We start from the raw sequence: 25,388 nt of genomic DNA, 5'->3' as shown, positions 1-25,388 counted from the left end.
AAGGGGTGATCACGGGTGGTATTCAAGCGCCGAGACCGACGCTCTCCTGTTCAGGTCGCATCGGAACTCGTCTATCCGCGTGGCGGATGGACCCGCGCCTTCCACTATGTCAAACACCGTGTCCGCCGCCTGCCGGATTCCCCTGACCGGATCGCCCGCGGCATCGGGGCGGGCGTTTTCGCATCCTTCACGCCGTTTTACGGGCTGCACTTTCTGGTTGCGGCAATTGGTGCGCGGCTGATCAAGGGAAATATTCTGGCCGCGCTCAGCGGCACGTTCTTTGGCAATCCCCTGACCTATGTCCCGATTGGGGTGATCTGCCTGCAAACCGGGCATTTCCTGCTGGGCACCGAATATGAAGAAGGCGACACTCAGGGGCTGATGGGCAAGTTCGCCGACGCCATCGGTGACCTCAAGGACAACCTTCTTGCGCTCTTCACTGATCGCGTGGCCGACTGGCACGGGCTGGGGCAGTTCTATAACGACGTTTTCTATCCCTACATGATTGGCGGCATCATCCCCGGTATCGTGGCGGGCATCATCTGCTACTACCTCAGCCTGCCGCTGATCCTGACCTACCAGCAGCGCCGCCGCGCCAAGATCAAGGCAAAGTTTGAAGAAATCAAACGTCTGGCCGGAGAAACATCTGCCGGTCCCGCGCCAAGATCGCTAAGGTCGGGGCGAAAATCTGCAAAAGGAACCAAATGATGTCCGAAAGCCGTCTGCGTCTGGGTGTGAATATCGATCATGTCGCCACCGTGCGCAACGCGCGCGGCGGGGCCTATCCTGACCCGCTGCGCGCCGCCAAGCTGGCAGAAGAGGCCGGCGCCGACGGCATCACCGCGCATCTGCGCGAAGACCGCCGCCATATCTCGGATGCCGATATCGACGGCCTGATGGAGGTTCTGTCGGTGCCTCTGAACTTTGAAATGGCCGCCACCGAAGAGATGCAGAAAATCGCCCTGCGTCACAAGCCGCACGCCGTCTGTATCGTTCCCGAAAAGCGCGAGGAACGCACAACCGAAGGCGGGCTCGAAGTCGCGCGCGAGGAAAACAAGCTGGCCCATTTCATTGCCCCGCTTCGCGAGGCCGGGTGCCGCGTGTCGATCTTCATCGCCGCGGATCAGCGCCAGATCGAGGCCGCGCACCGCATTGGTGCCGAGGTGATCGAACTGCACACCGGTGCCTATTGCGATGCCCATGCCGAAGGCCGCATGGACGCCGCCGCGCGCGAGCTTGAATCGCTGCGCCAGATGTCCACCTTTGCCCATTCTCTGGGGCTCGAAGTCCATGCAGGCCATGGCCTGACCTACGACTCCGTAAAGCCGGTTGCCGCCTTCCCCGAGGTCATGGAACTGAACATCGGGCATTTCCTGATTGGCGAGGCGATCTTTCTGGGTCTCACCCCCGCCATTCGGGAAATGCGCCGTCTGATGGACGAGGCACGCGCGTGATCACCCCCGGCTTTATCGCCATCTGGTTCGCCTGGCTGATGGCCGGGGGCTCGCCGGGCCCGGCCACGATGGGCATTGCCGGAACCGCCATGAACGAAGGCCGCACCGCCGGGCTGGCCTTTGCCCTTGGCATCTGCGCCGGATCGGCCGCTTGGGGCATTGCCGCAGCACTGGGCCTGTCGGCGGTCATGCTGGCCAATGTCTGGCTGTTCGAGGTGATCCGCTATGTCGGCGTGGCCTATCTGGGCTGGCTGGCGCTGAAGGCCCTGAAACGCGCGATGACCTCGGATGATGAGGTCGCCCTGGGCAAACCGGTCACCGGCACGCTGCCCACGATCTTTGCCAAAGGTGCGGCGATCCACCTGACCAACCCCAAGGCAATCCTCAGCTGGGGGTCGATCTATGCCATCGTCGCGCCAAGCGATGCCAGCCTGCCGATGCTGCTGGGCTATTTCGCCATGCTGTACGCGGGATCACTGATGATCTTCATCGGCTATGCGTTTCTATTCTCATCCGCCCGCATGGTCCGTACCTACCGCCGCGCCCGCCGCTGGTTCGATTTCGCCTTCGCCGGGTTTTTCGGGGTGGCGAGTTACAAGATCCTGACGGTGCGGTTGTCTTGATGGCAGAGAGAAACGGACGGGCAAAGATCAGCTTGCCAAGGTATACACTGTGGCTGCTGGTTTTCAGACTTTTTGTGCCGGTCGTCACCTACTCGATTTATCTACTCTCTGGAATCTCAGTGTCACTCGACGGTCTATTGGTGACGCCGTTGTCCGTGGTATTGGCAGTTTCAATCGTTGGGCGCAGGTTCGCTCGTCAAACAGGGCGAGTGGCTACTAAGGCGGAAGCACGTCGTTTTGCAGTTCTTGCGTTGCCCAGATTCTTGGTTGTTGAATTTTTGGTGCTTCTCGGGGCACCTTTACTTTTCGGAAGGCCGGATATCACGCAGGAGTACATCTACTTTCTTACCGGGGAATACGCGACGTTCATTTGGAGCCTTGTCGGGTTGTTTCTGTTGATTGCATTCCTTCTCAACCGTTGGGTCGTTGTTTTCTCTGCTTGGTCGACGCTCGCTCTAAATAAGCACTTAGCTGTGAGGGAACACAACTGATCCTCGGTTTCGGTACAGACCTGGCAAACGCACGCAAATTGATTTCCGCAAAATCCGGTGGAAGCGCTAGGGCGCGTTCGAGATTTCCAGAAACCAATCCGCCACGGCATCACCCCAACCGGGCTGCCTGCCGTGGCCATGTGGCCCAAGCGCCAGGGTGACAGAGCCGTCCTGACACTTGCTCCACTTCTTTCGCCAGGATGCGCCCTCTGTTGCAACGCTGTTTGCCATCTGCCCGCATCCATTGGTTCTGGTCAGAATTTCAATGGATTTCAAAACGCTGCCCTGTTCGAAATCATAGTCCCCAAAGGTCACAAAACGCCCCTCCAGCGGGACGGTGCGGTCTGCAAATCCGTGGGAATGATGCATGTGAACCGGGCCACTGCACCGCCGCCACATTGGCTCCCAAAAGGCCCCTGATGCCGAGGCATAGGCAAAGGCAAAGGAATGGTCCGTGCAGGCCTTGTCCCAAACCAGTGATCCGCCGCGTGAATACCCCGCCAGCAAAATGCGATCTGCGTTCAGGTCGAAACGGGCAATGGCGTCTTCCTTGATCTGCTCCAGCGCGACCAGGTCATCCCGCGGCCAGCGATAGCCATCATGCACCCCCCAATCCAGCGCCTTGGGGTTGCCAATGTCGACCTGACCGTTCGGCGCGATAAAGGCGATGCCGCGGTCGGTAAAGGCCGCCGCGAGGCCGGAAAGATTCACGGCTGAATTCGCCGTTGCCCCATAGCCATGCAGGTAGATAACAGCTGGCGGCTCGGGCGCGGCCTCGGGCAGAACCACCCGATAGGACAACTTTCCTACCTGACAGGGGGTATCCTCGGTTCCGCAATCCTGTGCAAAAGCGGGGAAAACGGTGCTTGCGACAATGCCAGCCACCGCGATTGCCATGAACGGAATTTTCGACATTGCGTCCCCCGCACCAACGTAAAAATTGAACATTCCGGTAAAGTATATCACGGAATGCGGCAACCAACCGCTTGCGTGTGGTCATCAATTGCCGTTGATTGGCCCGACCAGAGAAATGAGAGCCACATGATCCTCGGCATCGGCACAGACCTTGCAAATATCGACCGCATTCAGGGCACGCTTGACCGTTTCGGCGACCGGTTCCGCAACCGTGTCTTTACCGACACCGAACAGCGCAAGGCCGAACGCCGTGCGGATACCGCAGGCACCTATGCCAAGCGCTGGGCCGCGAAAGAGGCATGTTCCAAGGCGCTCGGCACCGGCCTGCGCATGGGCATTTCGTGGAAGGACATGGCCGTCACCAACCTGCGCACCGGGCAGCCGGTGATGCATGTCACCGGCTGGGCCGCCGAACGCCTGAACGAACTGACCCCCGCAGGGCACGAGGCGATCATCCACGTCACGCTGACTGATGACCACCCCTGGGCGCAGGCCTTTGTCGTGATCGAGGCGCGTCCCCTGCAAGATCACGTCACACAGCCTTGACTTGACCCCATCCCCCCCGCATGTAGCAGCGAAGCCAAGCACAGAGAACTGGAGAGAGCAGTATGGCCGACGAAGCCAAAACCGGAAGCGGCGTCTGGGAAACGATCAAGACCATCGTCTATGCCCTGCTGATCGCGGGCGTGTTCCGGACCCTCTTCTTTCAACCGTTCTGGATTCCCTCCGGTTCGATGAAACAGACGCTGCTGATCGGCGATTTCCTCTTCGTCAACAAGATGGCCTACGGCTATTCCTACGCCTCATGCCCCAGCCTGATCATCCCCAGTGTCGGCCTGAATATCGACGCCGAAGATCTCTGCGGCTGGATGCAGGGCGACGACGGCGGCCGCATCTGGGGCGGCGATCCCGTGCGCGGCGATGTCATCGTCTTCCGCCACCCGGTTAGCGGGCGCGATTATATCAAGCGCCTGATCGGCCTGCCGGGCGACCGCATTCAGGTCCGCGAGGGGCAGATCATCCTCAACGGCACACCGGTTCCGCAACAGCCTGACGGCATATTCACCGAAATCGCCGAACCGCAGGGCCCGCAACGCCTGCGCCCACGCTGCGAAAACGGCCCCGTCGGTGTTGGCGGCGCCTGTGAAAAGTCGCGCCTGATTGAAACCCTGCCCAACGGCGTCACCTATGACGTGCTGAATATCGGCAATCAGGGCTCGGACAATACCGGCATCTATACCGTGCCCGAAGGCCACTATTTCTTCATGGGCGACAACCGCGACAACTCAGCTGACAGCCGCCTGCCGCAATCCGCTGGCGGGGTTGGCTATGTGCCCTACGAAAACCTGATCGGTCGTGCCGATCGGATCATGTTCTCGTCCGCCGGGCGGTCCATGCTGTTCTTCTGGACCTGGCGTGGGGATCGGTTCTTTAAGGCGGTCAATTGAAGCTCTCAGCCGAGATAAAGGCGTTTCAGCAGCGTTTGGGGTATGAATTTGCCAACCCCGAGTTGCTGGTGCGTGCGCTGACCCACGGCTCGGTCTCATCGTCGACCCGGCCCGACAATCAGCGGTTGGAGTTTCTGGGCGACCGCGTGCTGGGCCTTGTCATGGCCACCGCGCTGCTTGAGGCCGACAAGAAAGCCTCCGAAGGCCAGCTTGCGCCCCGGTTCAACGCGCTGGTCCGGAAAGAGGCCTGCGCAGATGTCGCCCGCCAGATCGATCTGGGCGCGGTGCTGAAACTGGGCCGGTCCGAGATGCTCTCGGGTGGGCGCCGCAAACAGGCGCTGCTGGGCGACGCGATGGAGGCGGTGATTGCTGCTATCTACCGCGACGCCGGGTTCGAAGCCGCCCGCGATGTCATCCTCGCCCTCTGGGGCGACCGCATCCACAAGGTCGAGGCCGACGCCCGCGACGCCAAAACCGCGCTTCAGGAATGGGCACAGGCGCGCGGCCAGAAACCACCCAGCTATGTCGAGGTCAAACGCAGCGGCCCCGACCACGCCCCCGTCTTCACCATCGCCGCCCGCCTTCAGGACGGAACCGAGGCACAAGCCACCGCGGGCTCCAAACGCCAGGCCGAACAGGCGGCTGCCAAGGCGTTGCTGGAGCGGGTCGGCTGATCCCTGTTGAAGCTCGGCCTGTCACAAACTTCAATCTAACTTGAAGACTATAGAAGCCACGACAGACGACCTGTATCTGGGTATCAGTCGTTTTGGCACCCGTCAGACTGCGGCAGGTCAAAGCACTCGGGAAACAACGTATAAAGGCAATCCAATGCAACGTGCAAAACTCTCGCTCGTCAATATCGGCTTCCTGTTCATTGCCGGGTTTGTGGCAACCATGGCCTTCGATATCTGGGGGCAAGTTGTCAGTCCGGGGATCGGCTGGGCCAACCTGTCACCCGAAGGTCTGGCGCAGAGTTTGCTGTCCAGTCTGGGTTTGCCCAGCAACGCTTTTCTGGGCTTCTTCGTGCATTTCTACATTGTCGGCCTGATTGCCTATCCTTTGGGTTGGTTCCTTATTTTCCAGCCAATCTGGGTCAAGGTACTGGGTCCGGTCCACATGTTGGCAGCCTCGGCAATCTATGGATTCGGTCTGTGGGTGTTTGCAATCGGAGGTGTCACGACCTTTGCCGGTCTGCCGCCGTTCCTGAACTTCGTCGGGATCACATGGGTCGCGCTGATCGGCCACGTTTTGTACGGCATCGTGTTTGTTGCCGTGCTGAACCCCATCCTGCGCCGTCACCCGTGATCTGATCCGTTCTATCCGTCGGTCCGGTGTCGGGCCGACGGCTTTCATTTATCACTCCACCCGGATAAACCCGGTCAGCCCGGTTTTCTGATGTTCGATCACATGGCAATGAAACGCCCAGTCGCCAGGGTTGTCCGCCACCAGTGCGATATCCGCCACCTCATCCTTCAACAGCAGCATCGTGTCGGTCATCAGCGGAGGCAGGGTGCGCAGGTTGGATCGCAGCGGCACGAAGGCCAGCCCGTGCAGGTGGATCGGATGCAGGTTGGGCGACTCGTTGCGCAATCGCAGGACATAACTATTGCCCTGTTCCAGAACCGCCAGCGGCCCGGTGCCCTGCGCTGCATCACCCGGCCAGGGTTTGCGGTTGATCGACCAGAAACTATACCCCAGCGTGCCGCAGAACCCGTCATTCGGGGCACCGCCTTCGGGGGTCCAGCCAAAGACGAACTCATGCAATTCCGCACGGTCCGGATCGGGGCGCGCAACGGGATTTGCACGCAACGGGCGCAGCTCTCTCAGATCACGCGCCGCTGATGTGCCAGTCGCCCGCAAGCGCGCCATGGCGCGGTGCGGCTGGCCGGGAAACTTGGCCATCAGCTCCGCCGACTGCCCTTCGCCCTCGGGCATCCGGACGGCAATATCCACCCGTTGACCGGGGCCCAGCAACAGCGGTTCGTCCGCCGTTGGCACCGGCAGATCGATCTCGACCGGATGCCCGTCCCAGGCGATGATCCGGGTCTCGGCCCCCTCGGGATGCAGCTTATAGATGCGGGTCGTGTCCGTGTTGACCACCCGCAGCCGCACCAGACTGCCTGCCGCGTGCTCATAGACCGCCGTGCTCTGCCAGTTGGCGGTCTGCACCGTGCCAAACGTGCCCGCCCGCGCCGCACCCCGCGCCGTATAGGCAGGCAGGAACGCGTCATCCTCGTCCAGACGGAAATCCCGCAGATTGATCACCTGTTCGCTGTCGAACCCCGGCTCTTCCGGCTCGGCAATCACCATCACGCCGGTCAGCCCGCGCGCCATCTGCTCCATCGTCATGCAATGGGGGTGATACCAGTAGGTCCCCGCATCCGGTGGCGTGAACTCATAGGCGAAACTTTCGCCCTCGCCGATGGGCATCTGGGTTAGGTAGGGTACCCCGTCCATCTCGTTTCGAATACGCAACCCGTGCCAGTGCATCGAGGTATAATCCGGCAAGGTGTTGCGCACACTCAGCCGCATAGGCTCGCCCTGCCGCCCATACAGAACCGGCGGTGGCGCATCGGGCGACAGGCTGACCATCCCTGTGGTCAGCCCTTCGCGCAGCCGGTAACTGGCGGGTTGCAGCACCAGTTCCTGTGCTGCATCACCTGCTGCCAGCGACCATCCGCCCAACCCAAACGCGCCAGCGGCGGCACCGCTTCCAAGAAGAAACTCGCGACGTTTCATGACAACCTCACTGAAAGGATTTGCTGCCGGGCTGGAACTGGCTGGGCATCTGAGCCTGTCCTGCCACCGCAGACGCAGGGCCGCAATGCGACAAATCCCTCTGGCCCGCCGCCCCTTTCTGCTATAGGGGGGCGCAGTTGCAGACAGGATTGCCAGACACATGACCACACGCGCCGGATTTATCGCCCTGATCGGAGAGCCCAACGCAGGCAAATCCACCCTCCTGAACCGCATGGTCGGGGCAAAGGTCTCGATCGTGACCCATAAGGTGCAGACCACCCGCGCCCGTATCCGCGGCGTTGCGATGGAAGGCGATGCGCAACTGGTCTTTGTGGACACGCCCGGCCTGTTCAAGCCCCGCCGCCGCTTGGATCGCGCCATGGTCGCCGCCGCATGGGGCGGGGCCGCGGATGCCGACGTGGTCGTGCTCATGGTCGAGGCGCATCGCGGCATCACCGAAGGGGTCGAGCGCATCCTCGAAGGTCTGGAAGAAATCGGGCAGGGCCGCACGATCGCGTTGGCGATCAACAAGATCGACAAGGTCCCGTCCGAGGCGCTGCTGGCCCTGACCGGCGAGTTGAACGCGCGCTATCCTTTTGCCGAAACCTTCATGATCTCGGCGGAAAAAGGCCACGGCGTCGACGACCTGCGCAAATGGCTGGCGGGCGAATTGCCCGAAGGCCCGTGGCTTTATCCCGAAGATCAGATCGCCGATCTGCCCCTGCGCATGATCGCCGCTGAAATGACGCGCGAGAAGCTGACCCTACGCCTGCATCAGGAACTGCCCTACCAACTGACGGTCGAGACCGAGACCTGGGAAGAACGCAAGGACGGCTCGGCCAGAATCGATCAGGTCATCTATGTCATGCGCGACGGCCACAAGGGCATCGTTCTGGGCAAGAAGGGCGAGACGATCAAGGCCGTCAGTCAGGCCGCGCGGGCGGAACTGGAAGAGTTCCTCGACCGCAAGATCCACCTGTTCCTGCAAGTGAAAGTCCGGCCCAACTGGCTTGAGGAATCCGAGCGCTATTCGGAAATGGGTCTGGATTTCAAAGACGGTAACGCATGACCCGCCTGACCGCCGATTTCTGGGTTCACGCCTATCTGGCGCGGCTCCGGTTTCAGGAAATCCCCGCCTTTGTTGTGGCCCATGGCGATGACACCGCGGGCGCGGTTCTGGTCAAGCTCAACACGCTCGACGGGCAGGCCAGCGCCTTTCAGCGCAGCTTTGATCTGATGAGCGGCGAACGCACATGGCTCGAACTTTCCTCTGGTCCCGAGGGCGACGTGGATCACGCCATCCAGCGCCAGCGCAGCTTTGACCCCGACCTCTGGGTGATCGAGGTTGAAGACCGGCAAGGCCGGCACCTGCTGGGTGAAGAGGGGCTGGAGTAGCGGGCCGGGTGAATGTCGGCTTTGAGGCCACTTTGACAATTGCTGTAGGTTGTATGAACGTCTGTTCTCGAAATTTGAAGTAATGTCGGCAACAAACCAAGCCTTTCAAGCAGTGTTCTCGATATCGCAAGGTGTGGCAAATGAAATTCAAAGACAGGAACTTGCGATCCTTGGCAGAAGCCGTAATCGGCGATGCCCCGTATTTTCCATATCGCTCTAGCAGCTACATCACGCGCTTCTTCGAAGAATGCGATATGGACTACGCACACGATGGCTCAACACGCTGGGCGTGGACTGTTGGTGTACTTGCCGAACTATTGGCCGAACCGTCATCGGGGCCATACGTTCTTCCGGAACGATTTGTGCATGTTTTTCGAGTTCTTATGCACAAGGCTGACGCCGAAGAAGATGACCCTGATCGCAGCCTTGCGCTTGAACACATCAACAAGCCGTTCTTCCGTGAAGGTTTCGAAGCCTACTATGGAGAAGACGATCTCCTATACATCAGACATGTCGGTACAAAGACAATCTCCCAGGCAGCCAACCCTCATCGACCGTTTACACCCAAGGAATTGGAACGCCGGAACAGCCTGAGCGGCTATCTAGATCAATGCTCTGAAGATGAACTGATCGAGGAGGTGCTACTGCCGCTGTTTCGGCAGCTAGGTTTTCATCGCATTCAAGCAGCCGGGCACAAAGATAAAGCATTGGAATACGGCAAAGACATTTGGATGCGTTACGTCTTGCCGACGCAACATGTGCTCTACTTTGGAATCCAAGCAAAGAAAGGGAAGCTCGACGCAGCAGGTATGAGCAAGGGTAGCAACAAGAACATCTCTGAAATATACCAACAGGTTCTCATGATGCTCGGTCACGAAATCTTTGATCCTGAGACAAGTAAGAAAGCGCTTGTAGATCACGCCTTCATCGTTGCGGGGGGTGAAATCACTAAGCAGGCCAAGAACTGGCTAGGTGAAAAGCTGGATGCAACCAAGCGAAGTCAGATCATGTTTATGGACAGAGATGATATTCTCAATTTGTTTACCGTAACCAATCAACCCTTACCGTCGGGCGCGCTTCCGGACGCTACAAGATCGCATGGTCTAGACCGCGAAATCCCCTTTTAGGGTCCTCGGTTCAATTGATTGAAGCTGTCATTAGTGTATTCGGAGCGAAAACGTACTTTGTCCACTTAAACTACTAGCCCCCTGCCGTCGGACCACGCGGTTCACCTATCTTTCCGCGTTTGATGTGCAAAACCATTGCAGAACGGAACCCTTCACGATTTTCTGGGAACACCACAACTTAATCACCGACAGGACCCCGAATTGGACTGGCGCGATCACGGCATCCTACTGACCTCTCGCCGCCACGGCGAAACCTCGGCGATTATCGAGGTCTTTACCGAATCCCACGGGCGTCATGCCGGTGTGGTGCGGGGCGGGGCCAGCCGCAAGATCGCACCGATCCTGCAACCCGGCGCGCAGCTGGACGTGCTGTGGCGCGCGCGGCTGGAAGAACATATCGGCACCTTTCAGGTCGAACCTCTGCGCTCGCGCGCGGCGGCGGCGTTTTCCGGGCGGCTGGCCCTGTCCGGGCTGAACGCCGTCGTGTCGCTTTTGTCCTTCTGCTTGCCCGAACGAGAGGCGCACCCGGCGCTCTATACCCGGACCGAGCGGTTGATGGACCTGTTGGGACAGGATGAGATCTGGCCGCTGGCCTACCTGCGATGGGAACTGGCGCTGCTGGACGAGCTTGGCTTTGGCCTTGATCTGACCGCCTGCGCCGCGACCGGCACGACCGAGGGGCTGGTCTATGTGTCGCCCAAGACCGGGCGCGCCGTCAGTGTCAAAGGGGCGGGGGAATGGGCAGACAAGCTGTTGCCGCTGCCGCCCTGCCTGCGGGGCGAAGGCACCGCGCCGGATGCCGAGATTGCCGAAGCTTTGCGCACAACCGGGTATTTCCTGAACCATCGCGTCGCCCCCGCGCTGGGGCATAACCCACTGCCCGAGGCGCGCGCGCGGTTTGTGGATCAGGTCACTCGGCGGCTGTGAACACCATCTCGTGCCCGTCCTCATTGCGCAGGATCAGCACATCGCCCGACACTTCGGATTGGGTCATGGCCAAAAGGGCGGCGAAATAGACCCCTTCTGCCTCAAGCCCGGCGCAGGCGGCCCGCGTTGCTCTCAGGTCCTGAACTTCGAACCACGGGTAGGGCGCGCTCAGCGTACCGTCATAGCTGTTGCAGGGGGCATTTCCGGTGATCCTGCCCTCTTCTGGGAACCGCAGCAGGGTGCCGGCGGCAAAGGGCTGTCCGTCGATCTCCTGCAACGCCCATGTCCGGTCTGCCGCGCCATAGGCGGCAACGGATTCATCCCTGTCGCATTGAAACAGGGCCATCAAAGGCAGGGTCAGGATCAGGCGTGTCATGGCAGGGTTCTAGCGTATCAGCCCTGTCGGCGAAACCGGGTCAGTAGGGCAAAGACCCGTTCAGAAGCCGCTCGCGCACTTCCAGCCGGGGTGCCCAGTTGTATCGCGTATCCTCGCGCACCGGTGCCCAGAACAAGGCACCGCTGTTGCGCCAGGGGTCCAGGATAATGCCATCATACATCGTGTCCCCCTTGGCGCTGATCGATGCCGAATGGTGGATGATGCGCAGCGGGGTCGGCGGCGACGTGGCCCAGTTCAGGTCCAGCGTCCGGAAATTTTCCTGCCGCAGGCGTTTTGTCATCGCTTCGGCCCAGTCATTGCACAGGCCCTTTTCGCGGAACCCGTTGATGACCTTGGCATTGTGGATGATTGCCGGGTCGGTGACATTCCAGTCCTTCTTCAGCTGCTGCGAATAGGCATAGGCAATCGTGGCCGCTTGCTGTGCCTCGACCGGATCAACATCGGGCCCAAGCGCCTGGATCGACTGCGCCAGCGCATCGATATCGTTCCGGCTCACCGTCGGCTGCGGGGTGGTGCAAGCCGACAGAGCAAGAGCCGCAAGAACGGCCCAAATGGCAAGGAAAGGTCGGGTCATGCGGTATTCCAAAAGTTAATTTCGACGCCTCGTGTCCGGTTGATGCTCTACCGGTGAAAAGGGCGGGATCAAAGGGGGAAGTTTTGAAACACGCAGGTCAGATATGACCGTTACGCGGGCCGCGAGGGGCAATGGTATGTATTGTACAAAACGTACTCTGCACGGTTCGGACCGCGTACAGATTGTACAAATCAGGAAAAAGACCCGGCGCAAGCGCCGGGCCAGTCGGGGAAACAGGACTGCCGAAATGGGTCACCCGAGCAGACGTCGTGCGATGACCTGTGCCTGAATTTCGGCCGCCCCTTCGAAAATGTTAAGGATACGCGCGTCACACAGAACGCGGCTGATCTTGTATTCCAGCGCAAAGCCGTTGCCGCCATGAATCTGCAACCCGTTATCCGCCGCAGCCCAGGCCACACGCGCACCAAGCAGCTTGGCCATACCGGCCTCAAGGTCACAGCGCTGGCCGTGATCTTTTTCCCATGCGCTGAAATAGGTCAGCTGACGCGCGATCATGATTTCGACCGCCATCATCGCCAGCTTGCCGGACACGCGCGGGAAGTTGATCAGGGATTTTCCGAACTGCTTGCGGTCGATCGCATATTGCATGGCGATGTCCAGCGCACACTGTGCCACGCCGATGGCGCGGGCGGCGGTCTGGATGCGCGCACTTTCGAAGGTTTCCATCAACTGTTTGAAACCTTTGCCTTCTTCTCCGCCCAGCAGGTTCTCACCCTTGACGTGGAAGCCGTCAAAACCCAGCTCGTATTCCTTCATGCCGCGATAGCCCAGAACCTCGATCTCGCCACCGGTCATGCCGGGGGTTGGGAAGGGGTTCTCGTCAGTGCCCGGTGTCTTTTCCGCCAGGAACATGGACAGGCCGCGGTGGTCGGTGCTGTCGGGGTTGGTCCGCGCCAGCAGGGTCATCACATGGGTTCGCGCGGCGTGGGTGATCCAGGTCTTGTTGCCGGTGATCTTGTAATCGCCATTCTCATCCTTGACCGCGCGCGTGCGCAGGCTGCCAAGGTCTGAACCGGTGTTAGGTTCCGTGAAAACGGCGGTCGGCAGGATTTCGGCACTGGCGATCTTTGGCAACCACTGTGCCTTTTGCGCGTCGGTGCCGCCCGCGATGATCAACTCGGCCGCAATCTCGGATCGGGTACCCAGCGAACCCACGCCGATATAGCCACGCGACAGTTCCTCGGACACCACGCACATCGACGCTTTGGACAGGCCAAACCCACCGAACTCCTCGGGGATGGTCAGGCCAAAAACGCCCATTTCCGCCAGTTCTTCAATGATTTCCAGCGGAATCAGTTCATCCTTCAGGTGCCAGTCATGCGCGTTTGGTTCGACCTTTTCCTGCGCGTAGCGGCGGAACTGGTCCCGGATCATCTCAAGCTCTTCATCCAGACCGGACGCGCCGAACATCGTAGCTCCGGCCTGATCCTGCATCAGCGCAACCAGACGGCTACGTGCGGCCTGAGAATTGGCCCGTGCCATCAAGGTCTGCACTTCGGTCGACTGAAAGCCCGACAGCGCGTCCCAGCCAAGACCCATATCCTGAAGACGCACCACCTCGCCCTGGTTCATCGGAATACCGCCCGCGACCTGATGCAGATATTCGCCAAAGGCGATCTGGTGCAGCAACTGCTCGATCTCGCCAAATTTGCCTTCGGCTTGCAGCGCTTCGGCCCAGCGCTGCATCTGTTGCAGCGACTGCGAATATGTCGCCAGCCAGGCCAGACCATGCGCGGCGGTCTGATTTGCTTCGATCAAAACGCCAGAGACCCGGCCCTCGGCGGTCACCATGCCACGCACGGATGCGCGGGCTTTTTCAAAAACGGCGTCCACAGCAGGCAAGGCGGCCCGCGTTAAATCCAGAAGATCGGGCAAAACTGCATCAGTTGTCATTTGGGTCATATCCTGTCCGTCATGGGCCATGAATCGCGTCCTTTCCTCGGTCGTCTGGTCATATCATGCTGCACGTGCAGCGCAACAAAAATACTCAATTTGCTGCTAGAAAGTTCAAAAATTACCTTATCATTTTTGCAATGCAGAAGAAAATCCAGATGATATCTAGAAGGCATGGACCTGTTTTCCCTTCTGTCGCCGCAAGAGCTGTTACTTGCCATCGCCGTCGCCTTTGCCGCCGGATGGGTCAAGGGCATGGTTGGATTTGCCATGCCCATGGTGTTTGTATCTGGCCTGAATTCGTTTCTGCCACCGGATCTGACCCTGGCGGGGCTTATTCTGCCGACCCTTGTCACCAATGGCGTTCAGGCTTTTCGCGGGGGCGCCAGCGCCGCACTCAGCTCTATTCGCCGGTTTCGGGTGTTCCTGGTCGTTGGCGGTATTTTTCTGGTACTGAGCGCACAGCTGGTTACGCTGGTGCCCGGCTCGGTCTTCCTGCTGCTGATCGGTGTGTTTGTGTCCTTCTTCGCCCTTGTGCAGGTTCTGGGCGTCAGGCTGGTACTAAATCATCCATCAACCGGTGTTGAGGCCATTGTTGGCGGCGTCGCCGGGTTCGTGGGTGGCATGTCGGGCATCTGGGGTCCCCCCACAGTTGCTTATCTGACGGCTTTGAATACCCCGAAGGCCGAGCAAATCCGAATTCAGGGCGTCATCTATGGATTGGGGGCGGTCATGTTACTGGCCGCGCATGTCTGGTCCGGTTTTCTGCGGGTGCAAACGGTCCCGTTTTCAGTAATACTGATCTTTCCTGCCATGCTTGGCATGTGGGTTGGTTTAAAATTGCAGGATCGCATCGATCAGGCAAGCTTTCGCAAGGCGACGCTGTTCGTTTTACTGGTGGCGGGATTGAACCTGCTGCGGCGTGGCCTGATGGGCTAAGGCGCTAGCCCGGTCGCCTGTCTGCAAACCGGAACGCGAAATACAGACCCAGCATCAGAAAGAACAAGCCCGAGATGTCGCCGATAAGGAACGCGATGTACTCAACCGTTGCACTGCCAAAGACCAGATTGGTCAGGCCAGAGACCAGAATGGATGTGGCTATGCCCACGCCCATAACGCAAATCCAGCAGGGTTTGCGGTTCGGGTTGGGGAACAGGTCCCATCCGACAGCCTTGAGCAGATAGAAAACCGCAGGAACTGTCAGAACCGCGACAGCAATTGCCAGCAGGCGGGTGGGCAGGAAAACATCCGTTCCCGCCAGATAAGCAAAGACGATGAACACACCCGGCAGCAACGCAAATACCGCACGCCACCCCAGCAGCCAGGCCGACAGGACCCGCACGCCATGCGGCAAAAACAGTAGGCTCGCCCGGCTTGGGTATTCCGGAAAAAACACGTTCTGCATTGGCATCAGCACGGCGAAGGTCAGTATCGACGCCAGCACATAAGCCAGTGAAGCCGCAAGGGTGTCAGTCGCCCAGCCGCGCATTGCGATCACATCACCGTGCGCGCACGGGGCGCGTCATCTGGGGGCATGAACAATGTACCGCCCGCGGTTGGCGCTGCCGCTTTGCGAAAGATAGCCTTTTTCGACCAGCGATTTCAGCGCACGAAAAAAAGTTGGGCGCGAAATGCTTTGGACCAAAGTATGCTCGATCAAACCGAACGTACGCACTTCCTGAGTGGATTTTGAAAGCTCTTCCGCGGCGTAATAGATGTCGCGCTCAACCGGAGATAGTTTTTCCAGCCCAAGCGTCCGCTCCATGCTTTGCATCAATTTGCGTAGTTCGGTGAGTTTCGAGATTTCCGTCATGGTGTTACCTGTAGTTTTCTGTGCCAACCGCCGCCTGTCCGCGACCATTTGAACCACGCTGATCGCAATACTAACCAGCCAGTCCCATGTTGACACTCATCCCCGTTTACTTAGACTAGAAGCCTGATTAGGTTGCTCAATCCAGCGTTGTGAGTGTGCGCATATGAGCTTCCATAAAGTCCTTTCAGTCAGTGCCCGGCGCGAATGTGCCGGGCTTTTTCGTCTCAACAGTAAATATGCCTAGCGCAGATCGCACTTTGAAACAACGCACTTGTATGTGCTTTTAACGATATACAACTATAAGATGAGTATTCGGCGGGCAGCTAAAAAAGCTGCGGATCGGCAAAAAGAAAGGGGCCCAGCGGCCCCTTTTTCGTTTATCCGATTGCGACGGCTTTGATGTCGTCGTCAATGAACGGCAGATACTGCTCAAAGTTCTCGGCAAACATCTGCACCAGCTTCTCGGCCTGCTTGTCGAATGCGGCCTGATCATCCCAGGTCCGACGCGGGTCAAGCAGAACTTCGGGAACGCCCGGAACAGAGACGGGAACGTCAAAGCCGAAATTGGCGTCCTTGCGGAATTCGGCGTCGCGCAGTGAACCATCCAGCGCTGCGGTCAGCAGGGCGCGGGTGGCCTTGATCGGCATCCGGCTGCCGACACCATAGGCGCCACCGGTCCAACCTGTATTGACCAGCCAGCAGGTCGCGCCGTGCTGGGCGATCTTGTCGCGCAGCAGGTTTCCGTAGACTTCCGGGCGACGCGGCATGAACGGCGCACCAAAGCAGGTCGAGAAGGTGGGTTGCGGTTCGGTTACGCCACGCTCGGTCCCGGCCACCTTTGACGTGAAGCCCGACAGGAAGTGATACATTGCCTGTGCAGGCGTCAGCCGCGCGATCGGAGGCAGTACACCAAAGGCATCGCAGGTCAGCATGATGATGTTCTTCGGATGCCCACCCAGCGCGCTTTTCGAGGCGTTCGAGATATATTCAAGCGGATAGGCGCAACGCATGTTCGCGGTCAGCGAGTCGTCGTCGAAATCCAGTTCCTTGGTCTCGGGGTCAAAGACCATGTTTTCGATCACGGTGCCGAATTTCGAGGTGGTCGCATAAATTTCCGGCTCGGCCTCGGCGTTCAGGTTGATGGTCTTGGCATAGCAGCCGCCTTCGAAGTTGAAGGTGCCCCGATCCGACCAGCCGTGCTCGTCATCTCCGATCAGCGTGCGCGACGGATCGGCGGACAGGGTTGTCTTGCCGGTACCGGACAGACCAAAGAACACGGCGGTATCGACCGCGTTTCCGACAGCATGGTTGGCCGAGCAGTGCATCGGCATCACGCCTTTTTCCGGCAGCATGTAGTTCAGCAGGGTAAAGACGGATTTCTTGTTCTCACCCGCGTATTCGGTGCCGCCGATCAGAATCAGCTTGCGGTCGAAGTTCAGCGCAATAACCGTCTCGCTGCGGCAGTTATGTTTGGCGGGGTCAGCCTGAAAGCTGGGGCAGTTGATGATGGTGAAGTCCGCGGTGAACTCGTCCAGATCCTCGCGATCCGGGCGGCGCAGCAGGTGACGGATGAACAGGTTGTGCCAGGCAAGCTCGGTCACCATGCGCACGTTGATCGCGTAGGTCGGATCGGCACCGCCGACGAGATCCTGCACGAAATAGTCGCGGCCTTTCATATGGGCCAGCATGTCTTGGTAGAGGGCGTCAAATCCCTCGGGGGTCATCTCGGCATTGTTTTCCCACCAGACAGTGTCAGCCACGCTGCTGGTTTTGACGACGTGCTTGTCCTTGGGCGAGCGACCGGTGAACTTGCCAGTGGTGACCAGAAAGGCACCGCCATTTCCAAGTGTACCTTCGCCGCGCTTCAGCGCTTCTTCGATCAGCGCCGGTTCCATGAAGTTATAATAGACATTGCCCAGACCCTCGATGCCCTGATCCTCGAGGCGGAATTGCGGGTTAACCCGTCCAGATGTCATGTGTATCTTCTCCTGTGGCGGCGCGGGGGCTTTGGGCCCTGAGGCGCCTTTGGGGCAGTGTACCGGGAAAACCGGCGGTTGGGCGCGTCTTACCACGGTCGTTCAGGACATGAACAGGCGGGTTTGACGCAGTTAGCGCAACCAAGTTCGGGTTTAGCGCCATCACAAATTCAATGACCGAGAACCGGGCATATTTTTGCGGGCATAAAGGCAAATTTGCCGCAGACCTGCCGCAACAAAGGCACGATTCGCAGTTACGGATTGATTCGGCGTCTTAAAACCGCCAACAATGCCTTACAAATAAGCGAATTATTGCGCGAGTGAGCAGGAATAGGGGTGAGCCCGATGTCAAAGATTGCACTTGTGGATGACGATAGAAACATTCTGACGTCTGTATCCATGACACTCGAAGCCGAAGGTTTCGAGGTTGAAACTTATAATGATGGCCAGGCCGCGTTGGATGCGTTCAACAAAAAGCTGCCTGATATGGCCGTACTCGATATAAAGATGCCGCGAATGGATGGCATGGATCTGCTGCAACGGCTGCGTCAGAAAACGCAGATGCCGGTGATCTTTCTGACCTCGAAAGATGATGAAATCGACGAGGTTCTGGGTCTGCGCATGGGTGCAGATGACTATGTGAAAAAGCCCTTCTCGCAACGGTTGCTGGTTGAGCGTATCCGCGCTCTGCTGCGTCGGCAAGAAGCAACAAGCGGCGACGCGATTGCGGCCAATAGCAACGACACAAAGGTAATGGAACGCGGCGACTTGCGGATGGACCCGCTGCGCCATGCGGTCAGCTGGAAAGGGAATGATGTATCCCTGACCGTGACCGAATTCCTGCTTCTTCAGGCACTTGCCCAGCGTCCGGGTTTCGTCAAAAGTCGCGACCAGCTGATGGATGTGGCCTATGATGATCAGGTTTATGTGGATGACCGGACGATCGACAGCCACATCAAGCGTCTGCGCAAGAAGATGCGCGCGGCTGATCCCGAGTTTTCGGCGATCGAAACCCTTTATGGTATCGGTTATCGGTACAACGAAGAATAGGCGCCACGCCAGCAAGGGGTAATGGGCTCTCGTGCGCGACACCGAAGCAGCCAGCGAACTACGTGACGGTGACGTCGTACTCGGGGATGACTGGGTCATTCCCGACGATACCGAGTCAGCGGAACTGAGGGAAAAGCGGTCCCAGAGAAACCTGTTTTCTCTGCGGGGCTCGCCTTTGGCGCGCAAGATCATCACCTTTAACCTGATCGCGCTAGTGATCTTGGTTACAGGATTGCTGTATCTGGACGATTCGCGGAAAGAGACGGTTCAGCAGACGGCGCGCAACCTGCTTGGCGATGCGCAGCTGGTCAGCAACGTCTTTGAAACCCAGCTGCGCCAGGGTGCGCAGCACACCGCGCAGGATGCTGGCAACCTCGACGTCAGAGATACGCTGTCAGGATTGTCACTTCCCGAAGGCGGCGAAGTCTTTGTCTATGACGCCAGTGGCACCCTGATTGGCTGGACACGCGGTGCCCCGCAAGTGTCGGCCATGCCGGTTCTTCTGCAATCCAATTCCGAGGTGCAAACCGGCAGCACGGTGATCAGCGACACGCTGAACGCGGTCTGGATCGGTGTGTCGAACCTTCTCAACTGGTCGACCGAGGTCGAGGCGCCGACTCTGGCACAGCGTGTACAGGGAATTATCCCACAGGCGCTGGCAGGTCAAAGGCAGGTTCAGGCAGTTCAGGACGCCGCAGGTGAGACCGTGATCGTAGCCGCTGCTCCGATTCTTTACGAAGATACCCCGGCCGGAGCTGTTGCAATCACAGGCCCCGCCGGTGAGATCGACGCACTGGCCCGCCGTGAGCAGGAGCGCATTCTGCAAATGTTCGTGGTGGCTTTGCTGGTTTCGGTGGGCCTGAGCCTTGTGCTGGCTTCGACCATCGCCAACCCATTGGCGGACCTGGCCGCAGCGGCCGAAATGGGTAAGGATCGGGGCACAGGGGTCAATCCGGGGCGCATTCGCATCCCTGATCTAAGCGCCCGTCCGGATGAAATCGGTCGCCTCAGCCGCGCTTTACGGGGCATGGTGACTGCTTTGTATAATCGGATCGACGCAAACGAACAGTTCGCCGCTGATGTCGCCCACGAAATTAAGAACCCCTTGGCCAGCCTGCAATCCGCTGTTGGCACGCTTCGCATGGTCAAGCGCGAAGATCAGCGCGACAAGCTGCTGGGTGTAATCGAACATGACGTTCGGCGCCTGGACCGGCTGGTCAGCGACATCTCGAACGCGTCACGTCTTGATGCGGAACTGGTTAAGGAAGAAGAGCAACCCTTTGATCTGCTCAAGCTGATTGGCAATATCGGTCAATATCTGGGTGAGGACGCGCGGTCCAAGGGGATTGACTATATCACCGATCTGCCATCCGAACCGATTGTCATAAACGGGCTTGAGGCACGGCTGGCGCAGGTATTCGTCAATCTGATCACCAATGCCATTTCCTTCTGTGAAGAAAGTGATGCCATCCGCGTCTGGGTGCGTCAGCGCGACAACCGTGTTCTAGTCGTGGTCGAAGACACCGGGCCGGGTATTCCGGAACAGGCCTTGACCAAAGTGTTCAAGCGTTTCTATTCGCAACGCCCACCCGAGCATTTCGGCAACAATTCGGGGCTCGGTCTGGCCATCTCGAAACAGATTGTCGAAGCCCATGGCGGCGTAATCTGGGCTGAGAATATCCGCCCGACCGAAGCGGATATTACGTCAGACCCGCTAGGGGCACGCTTTGTGGTGGGGTTACCTGTATAACTCATGCAAGCAGGTTCTCTGTCAGACGCCAAAGACCGGGACAGCGCTTGTGTTCATGCCTCATGCGTAACAGTTGCCGGGCGCGGGCTGTTGATCGTCGGTGCCTCGGGCGCGGGAAAATCAGCATTGGCATTGCAGATGATGGCCTATGGTGCGGGTCTGGTCGCGGATGATCGGGTCGAACTGTCAAGGCGGGACCATCAGGTCATTGCCGCCGCCGTGCCGCAGATACAGGGTTTGATCGAGGCCCGTCACATTGGTTTGATCAAAGCGGATGTATTCGGACCGGTCTCCTTGGACTATGTTGTGGATCTGGATCAAAATGAGCCACAGAGGTTACCTGCCGAGGCGACAATCGTGCTGCTGGGGCAAGCTGTTCCCTTGCTTCGCGGGGCGGGCGTGCCCAACTTGGCCGCAGCGTTGATGCAGCTTCTGAAGAATGGGCGTGTACACCCGGAATGGCCGAACAAATGACAGAGCAACGGCGGATCGTGCTGGTAACAGGCCCATCAGGGGCCGGAAGATCCACAGCCATTCATGTACTGGAAGACCTGGGTTTTGAGGCCATCGACAATCTGCCGATGGGCCTGCTGCTGCGCCTGCTGGACAGCGCGGACAGCGACCGCCCAATGGCGCTTGGCATTGACGCCCGAAATCGCGATTTCTCGACAATCGGGTTTATCGAACTGGCCGAAAGCCTGGGCCGCATGGCGCGGGTGGATTTGACCGTTTTGTATCTGGATTGCAGTGATGACGTATTGGTGCGCCGGTTTTCGGAAACCCGCAGGCGGCACCCTGTTGCCAAGAATGCCAGCCCTGAGACCGGTGTTCAGCGTGAAAAAGAGCTGCTGGCCCCCATACGCGAGATTGCAGATACCCTGATCGATACAAGCCAACTGAACGTGCACCAGTTACGGGAAGAAGTTGAAAACTGGTTTGCGCCCCAGGGGGGGCGACATCTGGCAGTTTCAATCGAGTCGTTTTCGTACAAGCGGGGCCTTCCGCGTGGGCTGGACATGGTCTTTGATTGCCGGTTTCTGGCGAACCCCTATTGGCGCCCCGAGTTGCGGGCGGCGGATGGGCGACACTCGGACGTTGCGCGCTATGTCCAATCGGATAAGAATTACGAACCCTTTCTTGGACGGGTGATGGATTTGCTTACCTTGTTGCTGCCGGCCTTTCGGGCCGAAGGAAAAGCACATCTGTCGGTGGCTTTCGGATGCACGGGTGGGCAACACAGATCCGTCGCAATGGCAGAAGCCGTTGCAAAGGCCCTTGCAGAGGATGGGCAGCAGGTGGCAATTAGGCATCGCGAGATGGAACGTCGGTCGTTGAGTGTGAGGTCGGATTGATCGGAATAGTGATCGTTGCGCATGGCGGTTTGGCCCAGGAATACCTGGCCGCCACACAGCATGTGGTCGGACCGCAGCCCGGCCTTGTGGCCATTGCGATCGAACCCGACCACGACAGGGATGAAAAACAGGCGGAAATCTGTCGTGCGGCTGACGAAGTGGATATGGGCGACGGTGTTGTTGTTGTAACCGACCTGTTCGGCGGCAGCCCTTCAAATCTGAGTCTGCGGGCCTGCGCCCCTCAGGATCGGCGGATATTGTATGGGGCAAACCTGCCAATGCTCATTAAATTGGCCAAAAGCCGCCACTTACCCGTTGGTGATGCTGTTCGTCAGGCAATGGAAGCTGGACGGAAATACATCAATGCGCAAAATGTGACATTGGACTAAATCGGATTGATGAATATGACCACTCGAAGCCTGAAAATAATAAATGAAAAAGGTCTGCATGCCCGCGCTTCGGCGAAGCTGGTTGAGGTTGTGGAAGGTTTCGATGCGCATGCCGAGGTGTCGAAGGACGGGATTTCTGCGTCAGGCGACAGTATTATGGGCCTTTTGATGTTGGCAGCATCACGCGGAACAACTATTGACGTCGAGACCTCCGGACCGGATGCTGAAGCATTGGCAGAAGCTCTGGAAGCGCTTGTGAACGACAAGTTCGGAGAGGGGTTCTAAGCTGCCCTTGCCGGGACAGGAAGAACGGGAAGACCAGGAATTGGCGGAAACGACGCACGAGACCAAGACACGCCCGGTGGTGGATGGGACCGCAGATCAGGGCGAGATCTACGACCGTAGAACTCTGACCTATGCGAACTCGTTCGACGATGCCTGGACTTCGACGGCCATTCGCGCCATCGAATGGTGCACGGGCAAGCTGACTATTCTGCGGATGGTCAACAAATTCGAGAAAAAGAACGAATTTTACCGGGGCCAGCGGTTCTGGGGCGGCGCGCTTGAGGTGATGGGGATTGACCTGACCACACCGCAAGAACAGATTGCCCGCATCCCAAAAACCGGCCCCGTCGTTGTCGTTGCCAACCACCCTCACGGAATGGTGGACGGTATGATTCTGGCCGAGTTGATCGGGCGGGTCCGCAGTGATTATCGCATTCTGACCCGCTCGGTCCTGACGGGTCTTGATGAGGCAGCGACGTCTTTCATGATCCCGGTTCCGTTTCCGCATGACCCCGAAGCGCAGGCCAAGATGCTGGAAATGCGTGGCAAGGCGATGGACCATCTGAAGGAAGGCGGTGTCGTGGCGCTGTTCCCGTCCGGTGTCGTCATGTCTTCGGATGACTGGTTTGGCCCTGCGGTCGAGCGCGAGTGGAATGTGTTCACCGCAAAAATGATCCGCCGTTCAGGCGCGCGTGTGGTGCCGATTTTCTTTCCCGGCAGCAACTCGCGCTGGTACCAGATCGCCAACAAGCTGTCGCCGATCCTGCGGCAAGGCTTGTTGCTGCATGAAATCGTCCGCTCGTGCAAAAAACCGCAATCGCCGGTCATTGGCGATCCGATCTCGGATCAGGATATGGAACAGTTGGAGAGAGACCCGCGTGGTTTCATGACCTGGCTCAGAAATCATACGCTGTCGCTGGGCAAGTCAGGCAAGTCCTGACCCGCGTTTTCATCTGACCGATACCGTACCGGGCACGGGCGGTTTACTTAACGTGTCGGAACCGGCACCTCGCCGCGATAGTCATAGAAACCGCGCTGCGTCTTGCGCCCCAGCCATCCTGCCTCGACGTATTTGGTCAAAAGCGGGCAGGGGCGATACTTGGTATCAGCCAGACCATCATGCAAGACGTTCATGATGGCAAGACATGTGTCCAGCCCGATGAAATCCGCCAGTTCCAACGGCCCCATGGGGTGATTCGCACCCAGCTTCATCGATTGGTCGATGGATTGGACGCTTCCGACACCTTCATACAGCGTATAAACGGCTTCGTTGATCATCGGCATCAGGATACGGTTAACGATGAAAGCCGGGAAATCTTCGGCGCTGGCGGCCGTTTTGCCCAACCGGTCCACGACCGCCTTGCAGGCTTTGAAGGTTTCCTCATCCGTTGCGATACCGCGGATCAGTTCCACCAATTGCATGATCGGAACCGGGTTCATGAAGTGAAAACCCATGAAACGTTCGGGCCGGTCCGTACGACTGGCCAGACGCGTGATGGAAATGGACGACGTATTCGACGTCAGGATCGTATGCGGCAGGAGGTGCGGTTGCAGATCCTCGAAAATGGCCTGTTTGACTGTTTCCCGCTCGGTCGCGGCTTCGATCACCAGATCGGTCTGTCCCAGCTGCGGCAATTCAAGGGTGGTTGTAATACGCTTCAGGGCCGCCTGCATCGCATCGTCAGTGATCTTGCCACGTGATGCCTGACGCGCCATGTTGCCTTCGATCGTGGCCATTGCGCTGTTCAACGCATCCTGACTGACATCATTCAGCAAGACATCGTATTCCGCCAAAGCCAGAACATGGGCAATGCCGTTGCCCATCTGACCCGCGCCAATCACCCCGACTGATTTAACTTCCATGTTCAGCTGCCTTTGCCCTGGAGGATACCGGGACAGTATCGGCAGACCGGGGCGGGCGGCAAGGGGATCGAACCGGTCAATTTTGCTTCAAATGCGCGCATTAGGAGATTCTCAATACCTAAGGCCGCAAATTGGCAATTGGGTGAAAAATTTGGGGGGCTTGGTATGAGCTTTAATCGTGTAAGCAACGGCACAGAGGCCGCGTGCCAATATGCTGGATCAAATCTGTGGTTTCGGTCACCGCCCGGAAATCTTGATACGCCTTATGTGGCCTGCCTGGGTGGAGAAGAGACGTTTGGCCGGTTCGTGGAATATCCGTACCCGGCATTGCTTGCAAAAAGGTTGCCGAAACCTTGTATCAATTTTGGTAACCTTTTTTGCGGGGCTGACGCGTTGCTTGCCGATCCGGGGGTATTAAACCTCGTCAACGGGTCGGACTGTTGTGTGCTGCAAGTGCTGGACGTACCCTGCCAGTCGAACAGGTTCTATCGCGTGCACCCGCGTCGGAATGATCGGTTTCTTGAACCTTCGCGCGATCTGCTGGATCTTTATCCCGAGGTCGATTTCACGGAAATCCACTTTGTCAGGCATTTGCTGGAACGGTTGCGGGCCATAAAGGACGCGCGTTTTGAGGTTGTGGCACAGGAGTTGCGAGAGACATGGTTGCGCAACACATCCGAACTGGTGCGACGGATCAAGCCACGGGTTGTTCTTCTCTGGCTGCACATACAGCGACAGGAGGATCGGCATCGCGACCTTGTCCTGCCCGATGCTGACATGATCGAACAGGTTCGACCGTTGTGTGCCGATGTAGTGGAATGCACGGTCAGTGTGTCCTCCTTGTCAGACGAGATCGAGGACGTGTTGTTCGGGACGCTGCAACAGCCTGTGGCCGAGCATATGCTC

General features: G+C 58.6%; 31 protein-coding genes. 22 read left to right on the top strand and 9 right to left on the bottom strand.

From position 1 onward, the window contains the following. Positions 1 to 15 precede the first annotated feature (15 nt). The 4 genes from AC2FPW_RS09575 to AC2FPW_RS09560 are packed head-to-tail and all read left to right on the top strand — an operon-like array spanning position 16 to position 2,568. Positions 16 to 708: a DUF2062 domain-containing protein gene (locus AC2FPW_RS09575; protein WP_496813484.1), complete on the top strand. Its 693-nt coding sequence runs from the start codon at positions 16 to 18 to the stop codon at positions 706 to 708. Continuing rightward, positions 708 to 1,454 (top strand): pyridoxine 5'-phosphate synthase, encoded by a 747-nt coding sequence (locus AC2FPW_RS09570; protein WP_480483761.1) that lies wholly within the window; start codon positions 708 to 710, stop codon positions 1,452 to 1,454. The genes AC2FPW_RS09575 and AC2FPW_RS09570 overlap by 1 nt, the downstream gene beginning before the upstream one ends. Further along, positions 1,451 to 2,077 (top strand): LysE family translocator, encoded by a 627-nt coding sequence (locus AC2FPW_RS09565; RefSeq protein WP_209598778.1) that lies wholly within the window; start codon positions 1,451 to 1,453, stop codon positions 2,075 to 2,077. The genes AC2FPW_RS09570 and AC2FPW_RS09565 overlap by 4 nt, the downstream gene beginning before the upstream one ends. Next, a complete protein-coding gene (locus AC2FPW_RS09560) occupies positions 2,077 to 2,568 on the top strand; it encodes an ABZJ_00895 family protein (RefSeq protein WP_496813483.1) in 492 nt (163 codons plus the stop codon). Before AC2FPW_RS09565 ends, AC2FPW_RS09560 begins: the two co-directional genes overlap by 1 nt. A 66-nt stretch (positions 2,569 to 2,634) precedes the next feature. On the opposite strand, the gene AC2FPW_RS09555 is transcribed toward AC2FPW_RS09560, so the two are convergent. Continuing rightward, entirely contained in the window at positions 2,635 to 3,483 is an 849-nt protein-coding gene (locus tag AC2FPW_RS09555) for a CE1 family esterase (RefSeq protein ID WP_496813481.1), read from the bottom strand. Positions 3,484 to 3,609: 126 nt separating this feature from the next. Here AC2FPW_RS09555 and acpS point away from each other — a divergent pair, with 126 nt between their 5' ends. The 4 genes from acpS to AC2FPW_RS09535 all read left to right on the top strand — a co-directional run bounded on the left by acpS (position 3,610) and on the right by AC2FPW_RS09535 (position 6,236). Beyond that, entirely contained in the window at positions 3,610 to 4,029 is a 420-nt protein-coding gene (gene acpS / locus AC2FPW_RS09550; RefSeq protein ID WP_209506227.1) for a holo-ACP synthase, read from the top strand. 62 nt (positions 4,030 to 4,091) lie between these two features. Beyond that, entirely contained in the window at positions 4,092 to 4,931 is an 840-nt protein-coding gene (gene lepB / locus AC2FPW_RS09545; RefSeq protein WP_480487137.1) for a signal peptidase I, read from the top strand. Beyond that, positions 4,928 to 5,605 (top strand): ribonuclease III, encoded by a 678-nt coding sequence (rnc, locus tag AC2FPW_RS09540; RefSeq protein ID WP_480483758.1) that lies wholly within the window; start codon positions 4,928 to 4,930, stop codon positions 5,603 to 5,605. Before lepB ends, rnc begins: the two co-directional genes overlap by 4 nt. A gap of 154 nt (positions 5,606 to 5,759) precedes the next feature. Then, the gene (locus tag AC2FPW_RS09535) at positions 5,760 to 6,236 is read left to right on the top strand and encodes a hypothetical protein (RefSeq protein ID WP_496813478.1); all 477 of its coding nucleotides are present in this window, start codon (positions 5,760 to 5,762) and stop codon (positions 6,234 to 6,236) included. A gap of 51 nt (positions 6,237 to 6,287) precedes the next feature. On the opposite strand, the gene AC2FPW_RS09530 is transcribed toward AC2FPW_RS09535, so the two are convergent. Next, a complete protein-coding gene (locus AC2FPW_RS09530) occupies positions 6,288 to 7,670 on the bottom strand; it encodes a multicopper oxidase family protein (RefSeq protein ID WP_480483756.1) in 1,383 nt (460 codons plus the stop codon). Here AC2FPW_RS09530 and AC2FPW_RS09525 point away from each other — a divergent pair. From AC2FPW_RS09525 to recO, 5 genes are all read left to right on the top strand, one after another. After that, positions 7,669 to 7,797: a hypothetical protein gene (locus AC2FPW_RS09525; RefSeq protein ID WP_480546204.1), complete on the top strand. Its 129-nt coding sequence runs from the start codon at positions 7,669 to 7,671 to the stop codon at positions 7,795 to 7,797. The two genes, AC2FPW_RS09530 and AC2FPW_RS09525, sit on opposite strands and share 2 nt — an antisense overlap. A gap of 33 nt (positions 7,798 to 7,830) precedes the next feature. After that, positions 7,831 to 8,739, top strand: coding sequence for a GTPase Era (era, locus tag AC2FPW_RS09520; RefSeq protein ID WP_496813476.1), 909 nt, complete (start codon positions 7,831 to 7,833; stop codon positions 8,737 to 8,739). Beyond that, on the top strand, positions 8,736 to 9,065 hold the full coding sequence (locus AC2FPW_RS09515) for a DUF1491 family protein (protein ID WP_496813474.1): 330 nt from the start codon (positions 8,736 to 8,738) through the stop codon (positions 9,063 to 9,065). The genes era and AC2FPW_RS09515 overlap by 4 nt, the downstream gene beginning before the upstream one ends. A gap of 140 nt (positions 9,066 to 9,205) precedes the next feature. Then, positions 9,206 to 10,192 carry a hypothetical protein gene (locus AC2FPW_RS09510; RefSeq protein ID WP_496813473.1) on the top strand — a complete coding sequence of 329 codons (987 nt, stop codon included), beginning with the start codon at positions 9,206 to 9,208 and terminating at the stop codon, positions 10,190 to 10,192. A gap of 201 nt (positions 10,193 to 10,393) precedes the next feature. Continuing rightward, entirely contained in the window at positions 10,394 to 11,119 is a 726-nt protein-coding gene (recO, locus tag AC2FPW_RS09505) for a DNA repair protein RecO (RefSeq protein WP_496813472.1), read from the top strand. On the opposite strand, the gene AC2FPW_RS09500 is transcribed toward recO, so the two are convergent. The 3 genes from AC2FPW_RS09500 to AC2FPW_RS09490 all read right to left on the bottom strand — a co-directional run bounded on the left by AC2FPW_RS09500 (position 11,103) and on the right by AC2FPW_RS09490 (position 14,034). Beyond that, the gene (locus AC2FPW_RS09500) at positions 11,103 to 11,495 is read right to left on the bottom strand and encodes an META domain-containing protein (RefSeq protein WP_496813470.1); all 393 of its coding nucleotides are present in this window, start codon (positions 11,493 to 11,495) and stop codon (positions 11,103 to 11,105) included. The genes recO and AC2FPW_RS09500 overlap by 17 nt on opposite strands. 40 nt (positions 11,496 to 11,535) lie before the next feature. Then, positions 11,536 to 12,090, bottom strand: a complete 555-nt coding sequence (locus AC2FPW_RS09495; protein ID WP_496813468.1) for a hypothetical protein — start codon at positions 12,088 to 12,090, stop codon at positions 11,536 to 11,538. A 252-nt stretch (positions 12,091 to 12,342) separates the two neighbouring features. After that, the gene (locus AC2FPW_RS09490) at positions 12,343 to 14,034 is read right to left on the bottom strand and encodes an acyl-CoA dehydrogenase family protein (RefSeq protein ID WP_496813466.1); all 1,692 of its coding nucleotides are present in this window, start codon (positions 14,032 to 14,034) and stop codon (positions 12,343 to 12,345) included. Between the two features lie 144 nt (positions 14,035 to 14,178). Here AC2FPW_RS09490 and AC2FPW_RS09485 point away from each other — a divergent pair, with 144 nt between their 5' ends. After that, positions 14,179 to 14,943, top strand: coding sequence for a sulfite exporter TauE/SafE family protein (locus AC2FPW_RS09485; RefSeq protein ID WP_496813465.1), 765 nt, complete (start codon positions 14,179 to 14,181; stop codon positions 14,941 to 14,943). 4 nt (positions 14,944 to 14,947) lie between these two features. Here AC2FPW_RS09485 and AC2FPW_RS09480 read toward each other — a convergent pair whose 3' ends face one another. The 3 genes from AC2FPW_RS09480 to AC2FPW_RS09470 all read right to left on the bottom strand — a co-directional run bounded on the left by AC2FPW_RS09480 (position 14,948) and on the right by AC2FPW_RS09470 (position 17,793). After that, entirely contained in the window at positions 14,948 to 15,493 is a 546-nt protein-coding gene (locus tag AC2FPW_RS09480) for a hypothetical protein (RefSeq protein ID WP_267364195.1), read from the bottom strand. Between the two features lie 33 nt (positions 15,494 to 15,526). After that, complete coding sequence (locus AC2FPW_RS09475; protein WP_209506363.1) at positions 15,527 to 15,817, bottom strand: hypothetical protein; 291 nt, start codon at positions 15,815 to 15,817, stop codon at positions 15,527 to 15,529. 377 nt (positions 15,818 to 16,194) lie between these two features. Beyond that, positions 16,195 to 17,793, bottom strand: a complete 1,599-nt coding sequence (locus tag AC2FPW_RS09470; RefSeq protein ID WP_496813463.1) for a phosphoenolpyruvate carboxykinase — start codon at positions 17,791 to 17,793, stop codon at positions 16,195 to 16,197. 345 nt (positions 17,794 to 18,138) lie between these two features. Here AC2FPW_RS09470 and AC2FPW_RS09465 point away from each other — a divergent pair, with 345 nt between their 5' ends. From AC2FPW_RS09465 to AC2FPW_RS09435, 7 genes are read left to right on the top strand one after another with little or no spacing between them, the layout of a single operon-like run. Beyond that, positions 18,139 to 18,843, top strand: coding sequence for a response regulator transcription factor (locus AC2FPW_RS09465; protein WP_267364197.1), 705 nt, complete (start codon positions 18,139 to 18,141; stop codon positions 18,841 to 18,843). A gap of 31 nt (positions 18,844 to 18,874) precedes the next feature. Next, entirely contained in the window at positions 18,875 to 20,593 is a 1,719-nt protein-coding gene (locus AC2FPW_RS09460; RefSeq protein ID WP_496813461.1) for an ATP-binding protein, read from the top strand. Positions 20,594 to 20,596: 3 nt separating this feature from the next. Beyond that, a complete protein-coding gene (locus AC2FPW_RS09455; protein WP_480774136.1) occupies positions 20,597 to 21,067 on the top strand; it encodes an HPr kinase/phosphorylase in 471 nt (156 codons plus the stop codon). Continuing rightward, complete coding sequence (gene rapZ / locus AC2FPW_RS09450) at positions 21,064 to 21,945, top strand: RNase adapter RapZ (protein WP_496813459.1); 882 nt, start codon at positions 21,064 to 21,066, stop codon at positions 21,943 to 21,945. Before AC2FPW_RS09455 ends, rapZ begins: the two co-directional genes overlap by 4 nt. After that, entirely contained in the window at positions 21,942 to 22,334 is a 393-nt protein-coding gene (locus tag AC2FPW_RS09445; protein ID WP_209506320.1) for a PTS sugar transporter subunit IIA, read from the top strand. The genes rapZ and AC2FPW_RS09445 overlap by 4 nt, the downstream gene beginning before the upstream one ends. 15 nt (positions 22,335 to 22,349) lie before the next feature. Further along, positions 22,350 to 22,619: an HPr family phosphocarrier protein gene (locus AC2FPW_RS09440; RefSeq protein ID WP_209506323.1), complete on the top strand. Its 270-nt coding sequence runs from the start codon at positions 22,350 to 22,352 to the stop codon at positions 22,617 to 22,619. Between the two features lie 40 nt (positions 22,620 to 22,659). Continuing rightward, on the top strand, positions 22,660 to 23,559 hold the full coding sequence (locus tag AC2FPW_RS09435) for a lysophospholipid acyltransferase family protein (protein WP_496813457.1): 900 nt from the start codon (positions 22,660 to 22,662) through the stop codon (positions 23,557 to 23,559). A gap of 47 nt (positions 23,560 to 23,606) precedes the next feature. Here the strand turns inward: AC2FPW_RS09435 and AC2FPW_RS09430 are convergent, their stop codons facing one another. Then, on the bottom strand, positions 23,607 to 24,482 hold the full coding sequence (locus AC2FPW_RS09430; RefSeq protein ID WP_209506328.1) for a 3-hydroxybutyryl-CoA dehydrogenase: 876 nt from the start codon (positions 24,480 to 24,482) through the stop codon (positions 23,607 to 23,609). A gap of 165 nt (positions 24,483 to 24,647) precedes the next feature. On the opposite strand from AC2FPW_RS09430, the gene AC2FPW_RS09425 reads away from it, so the two are divergent. Beyond that, positions 24,648 to 25,388: DUF6473 family protein (locus tag AC2FPW_RS09425; protein WP_496813456.1), on the top strand; the 741-nt coding region annotated here is incomplete at its 3' end.

The sequence above is a fragment of the Ruegeria sp. SATB027 genome, from assembly GCF_059613825.1.
Note: the sequence above shows the minus strand (reverse complement) of the source record. Positions and strands in the feature narration are given on the sequence as shown.

Coding starts and splice junctions, on each gene's coding strand:
- AC2FPW_RS09475 (WP_209506363.1), bottom strand. CDS start 15,817: ATGACGGAAATCTCGAAACTCACCGAACTACGCAAATTGATGCAAAGC.
- AC2FPW_RS09555 (WP_496813481.1), bottom strand. CDS start 3,483: ATGTCGAAAATTCCGTTCATGGCAATCGCGGTGGCTGGCATTGTCGCA.
- AC2FPW_RS09515 (WP_496813474.1), top strand. CDS start 8,736: ATGACCCGCCTGACCGCCGATTTCTGGGTTCACGCCTATCTGGCGCGG.
- AC2FPW_RS09480 (WP_267364195.1), bottom strand. CDS start 15,493: ATGCGCGGCTGGGCGACTGACACCCTTGCGGCTTCACTGGCTTATGTG.
- AC2FPW_RS09490 (WP_496813466.1), bottom strand. CDS start 14,034: ATGGCCCATGACGGACAGGATATGACCCAAATGACAACTGATGCAGTT.
- AC2FPW_RS09495 (WP_496813468.1), bottom strand. CDS start 12,090: ATGACCCGACCTTTCCTTGCCATTTGGGCCGTTCTTGCGGCTCTTGCT.
- acpS (WP_209506227.1), top strand. CDS start 3,610: ATGATCCTCGGCATCGGCACAGACCTTGCAAATATCGACCGCATTCAG.
- AC2FPW_RS09560 (WP_496813483.1), top strand. CDS start 2,077: ATGGCAGAGAGAAACGGACGGGCAAAGATCAGCTTGCCAAGGTATACA.
- AC2FPW_RS09470 (WP_496813463.1), bottom strand. CDS start 17,793: ATGACATCTGGACGGGTTAACCCGCAATTCCGCCTCGAGGATCAGGGC.
- AC2FPW_RS09525 (WP_480546204.1), top strand. CDS start 7,669: ATGACAACCTCACTGAAAGGATTTGCTGCCGGGCTGGAACTGGCTGGG.
- AC2FPW_RS09440 (WP_209506323.1), top strand. CDS start 22,350: ATGACCACTCGAAGCCTGAAAATAATAAATGAAAAAGGTCTGCATGCC.
- AC2FPW_RS09510 (WP_496813473.1), top strand. CDS start 9,206: ATGAAATTCAAAGACAGGAACTTGCGATCCTTGGCAGAAGCCGTAATC.
- AC2FPW_RS09530 (WP_480483756.1), bottom strand. CDS start 7,670: ATGAAACGTCGCGAGTTTCTTCTTGGAAGCGGTGCCGCCGCTGGCGCG.
- AC2FPW_RS09455 (WP_480774136.1), top strand. CDS start 20,597: ATGCAAGCAGGTTCTCTGTCAGACGCCAAAGACCGGGACAGCGCTTGT.
- AC2FPW_RS09570 (WP_480483761.1), top strand. CDS start 708: ATGTCCGAAAGCCGTCTGCGTCTGGGTGTGAATATCGATCATGTCGCC.
- era (WP_496813476.1), top strand. CDS start 7,831: ATGACCACACGCGCCGGATTTATCGCCCTGATCGGAGAGCCCAACGCA.
- lepB (WP_480487137.1), top strand. CDS start 4,092: ATGGCCGACGAAGCCAAAACCGGAAGCGGCGTCTGGGAAACGATCAAG.
- AC2FPW_RS09465 (WP_267364197.1), top strand. CDS start 18,139: ATGTCAAAGATTGCACTTGTGGATGACGATAGAAACATTCTGACGTCT.
- AC2FPW_RS09500 (WP_496813470.1), bottom strand. CDS start 11,495: ATGACACGCCTGATCCTGACCCTGCCTTTGATGGCCCTGTTTCAATGC.
- rapZ (WP_496813459.1), top strand. CDS start 21,064: ATGACAGAGCAACGGCGGATCGTGCTGGTAACAGGCCCATCAGGGGCC.
- AC2FPW_RS09485 (WP_496813465.1), top strand. CDS start 14,179: ATGGACCTGTTTTCCCTTCTGTCGCCGCAAGAGCTGTTACTTGCCATC.
- AC2FPW_RS09535 (WP_496813478.1), top strand. CDS start 5,760: ATGCAACGTGCAAAACTCTCGCTCGTCAATATCGGCTTCCTGTTCATT.
- AC2FPW_RS09430 (WP_209506328.1), bottom strand. CDS start 24,482: ATGGAAGTTAAATCAGTCGGGGTGATTGGCGCGGGTCAGATGGGCAAC.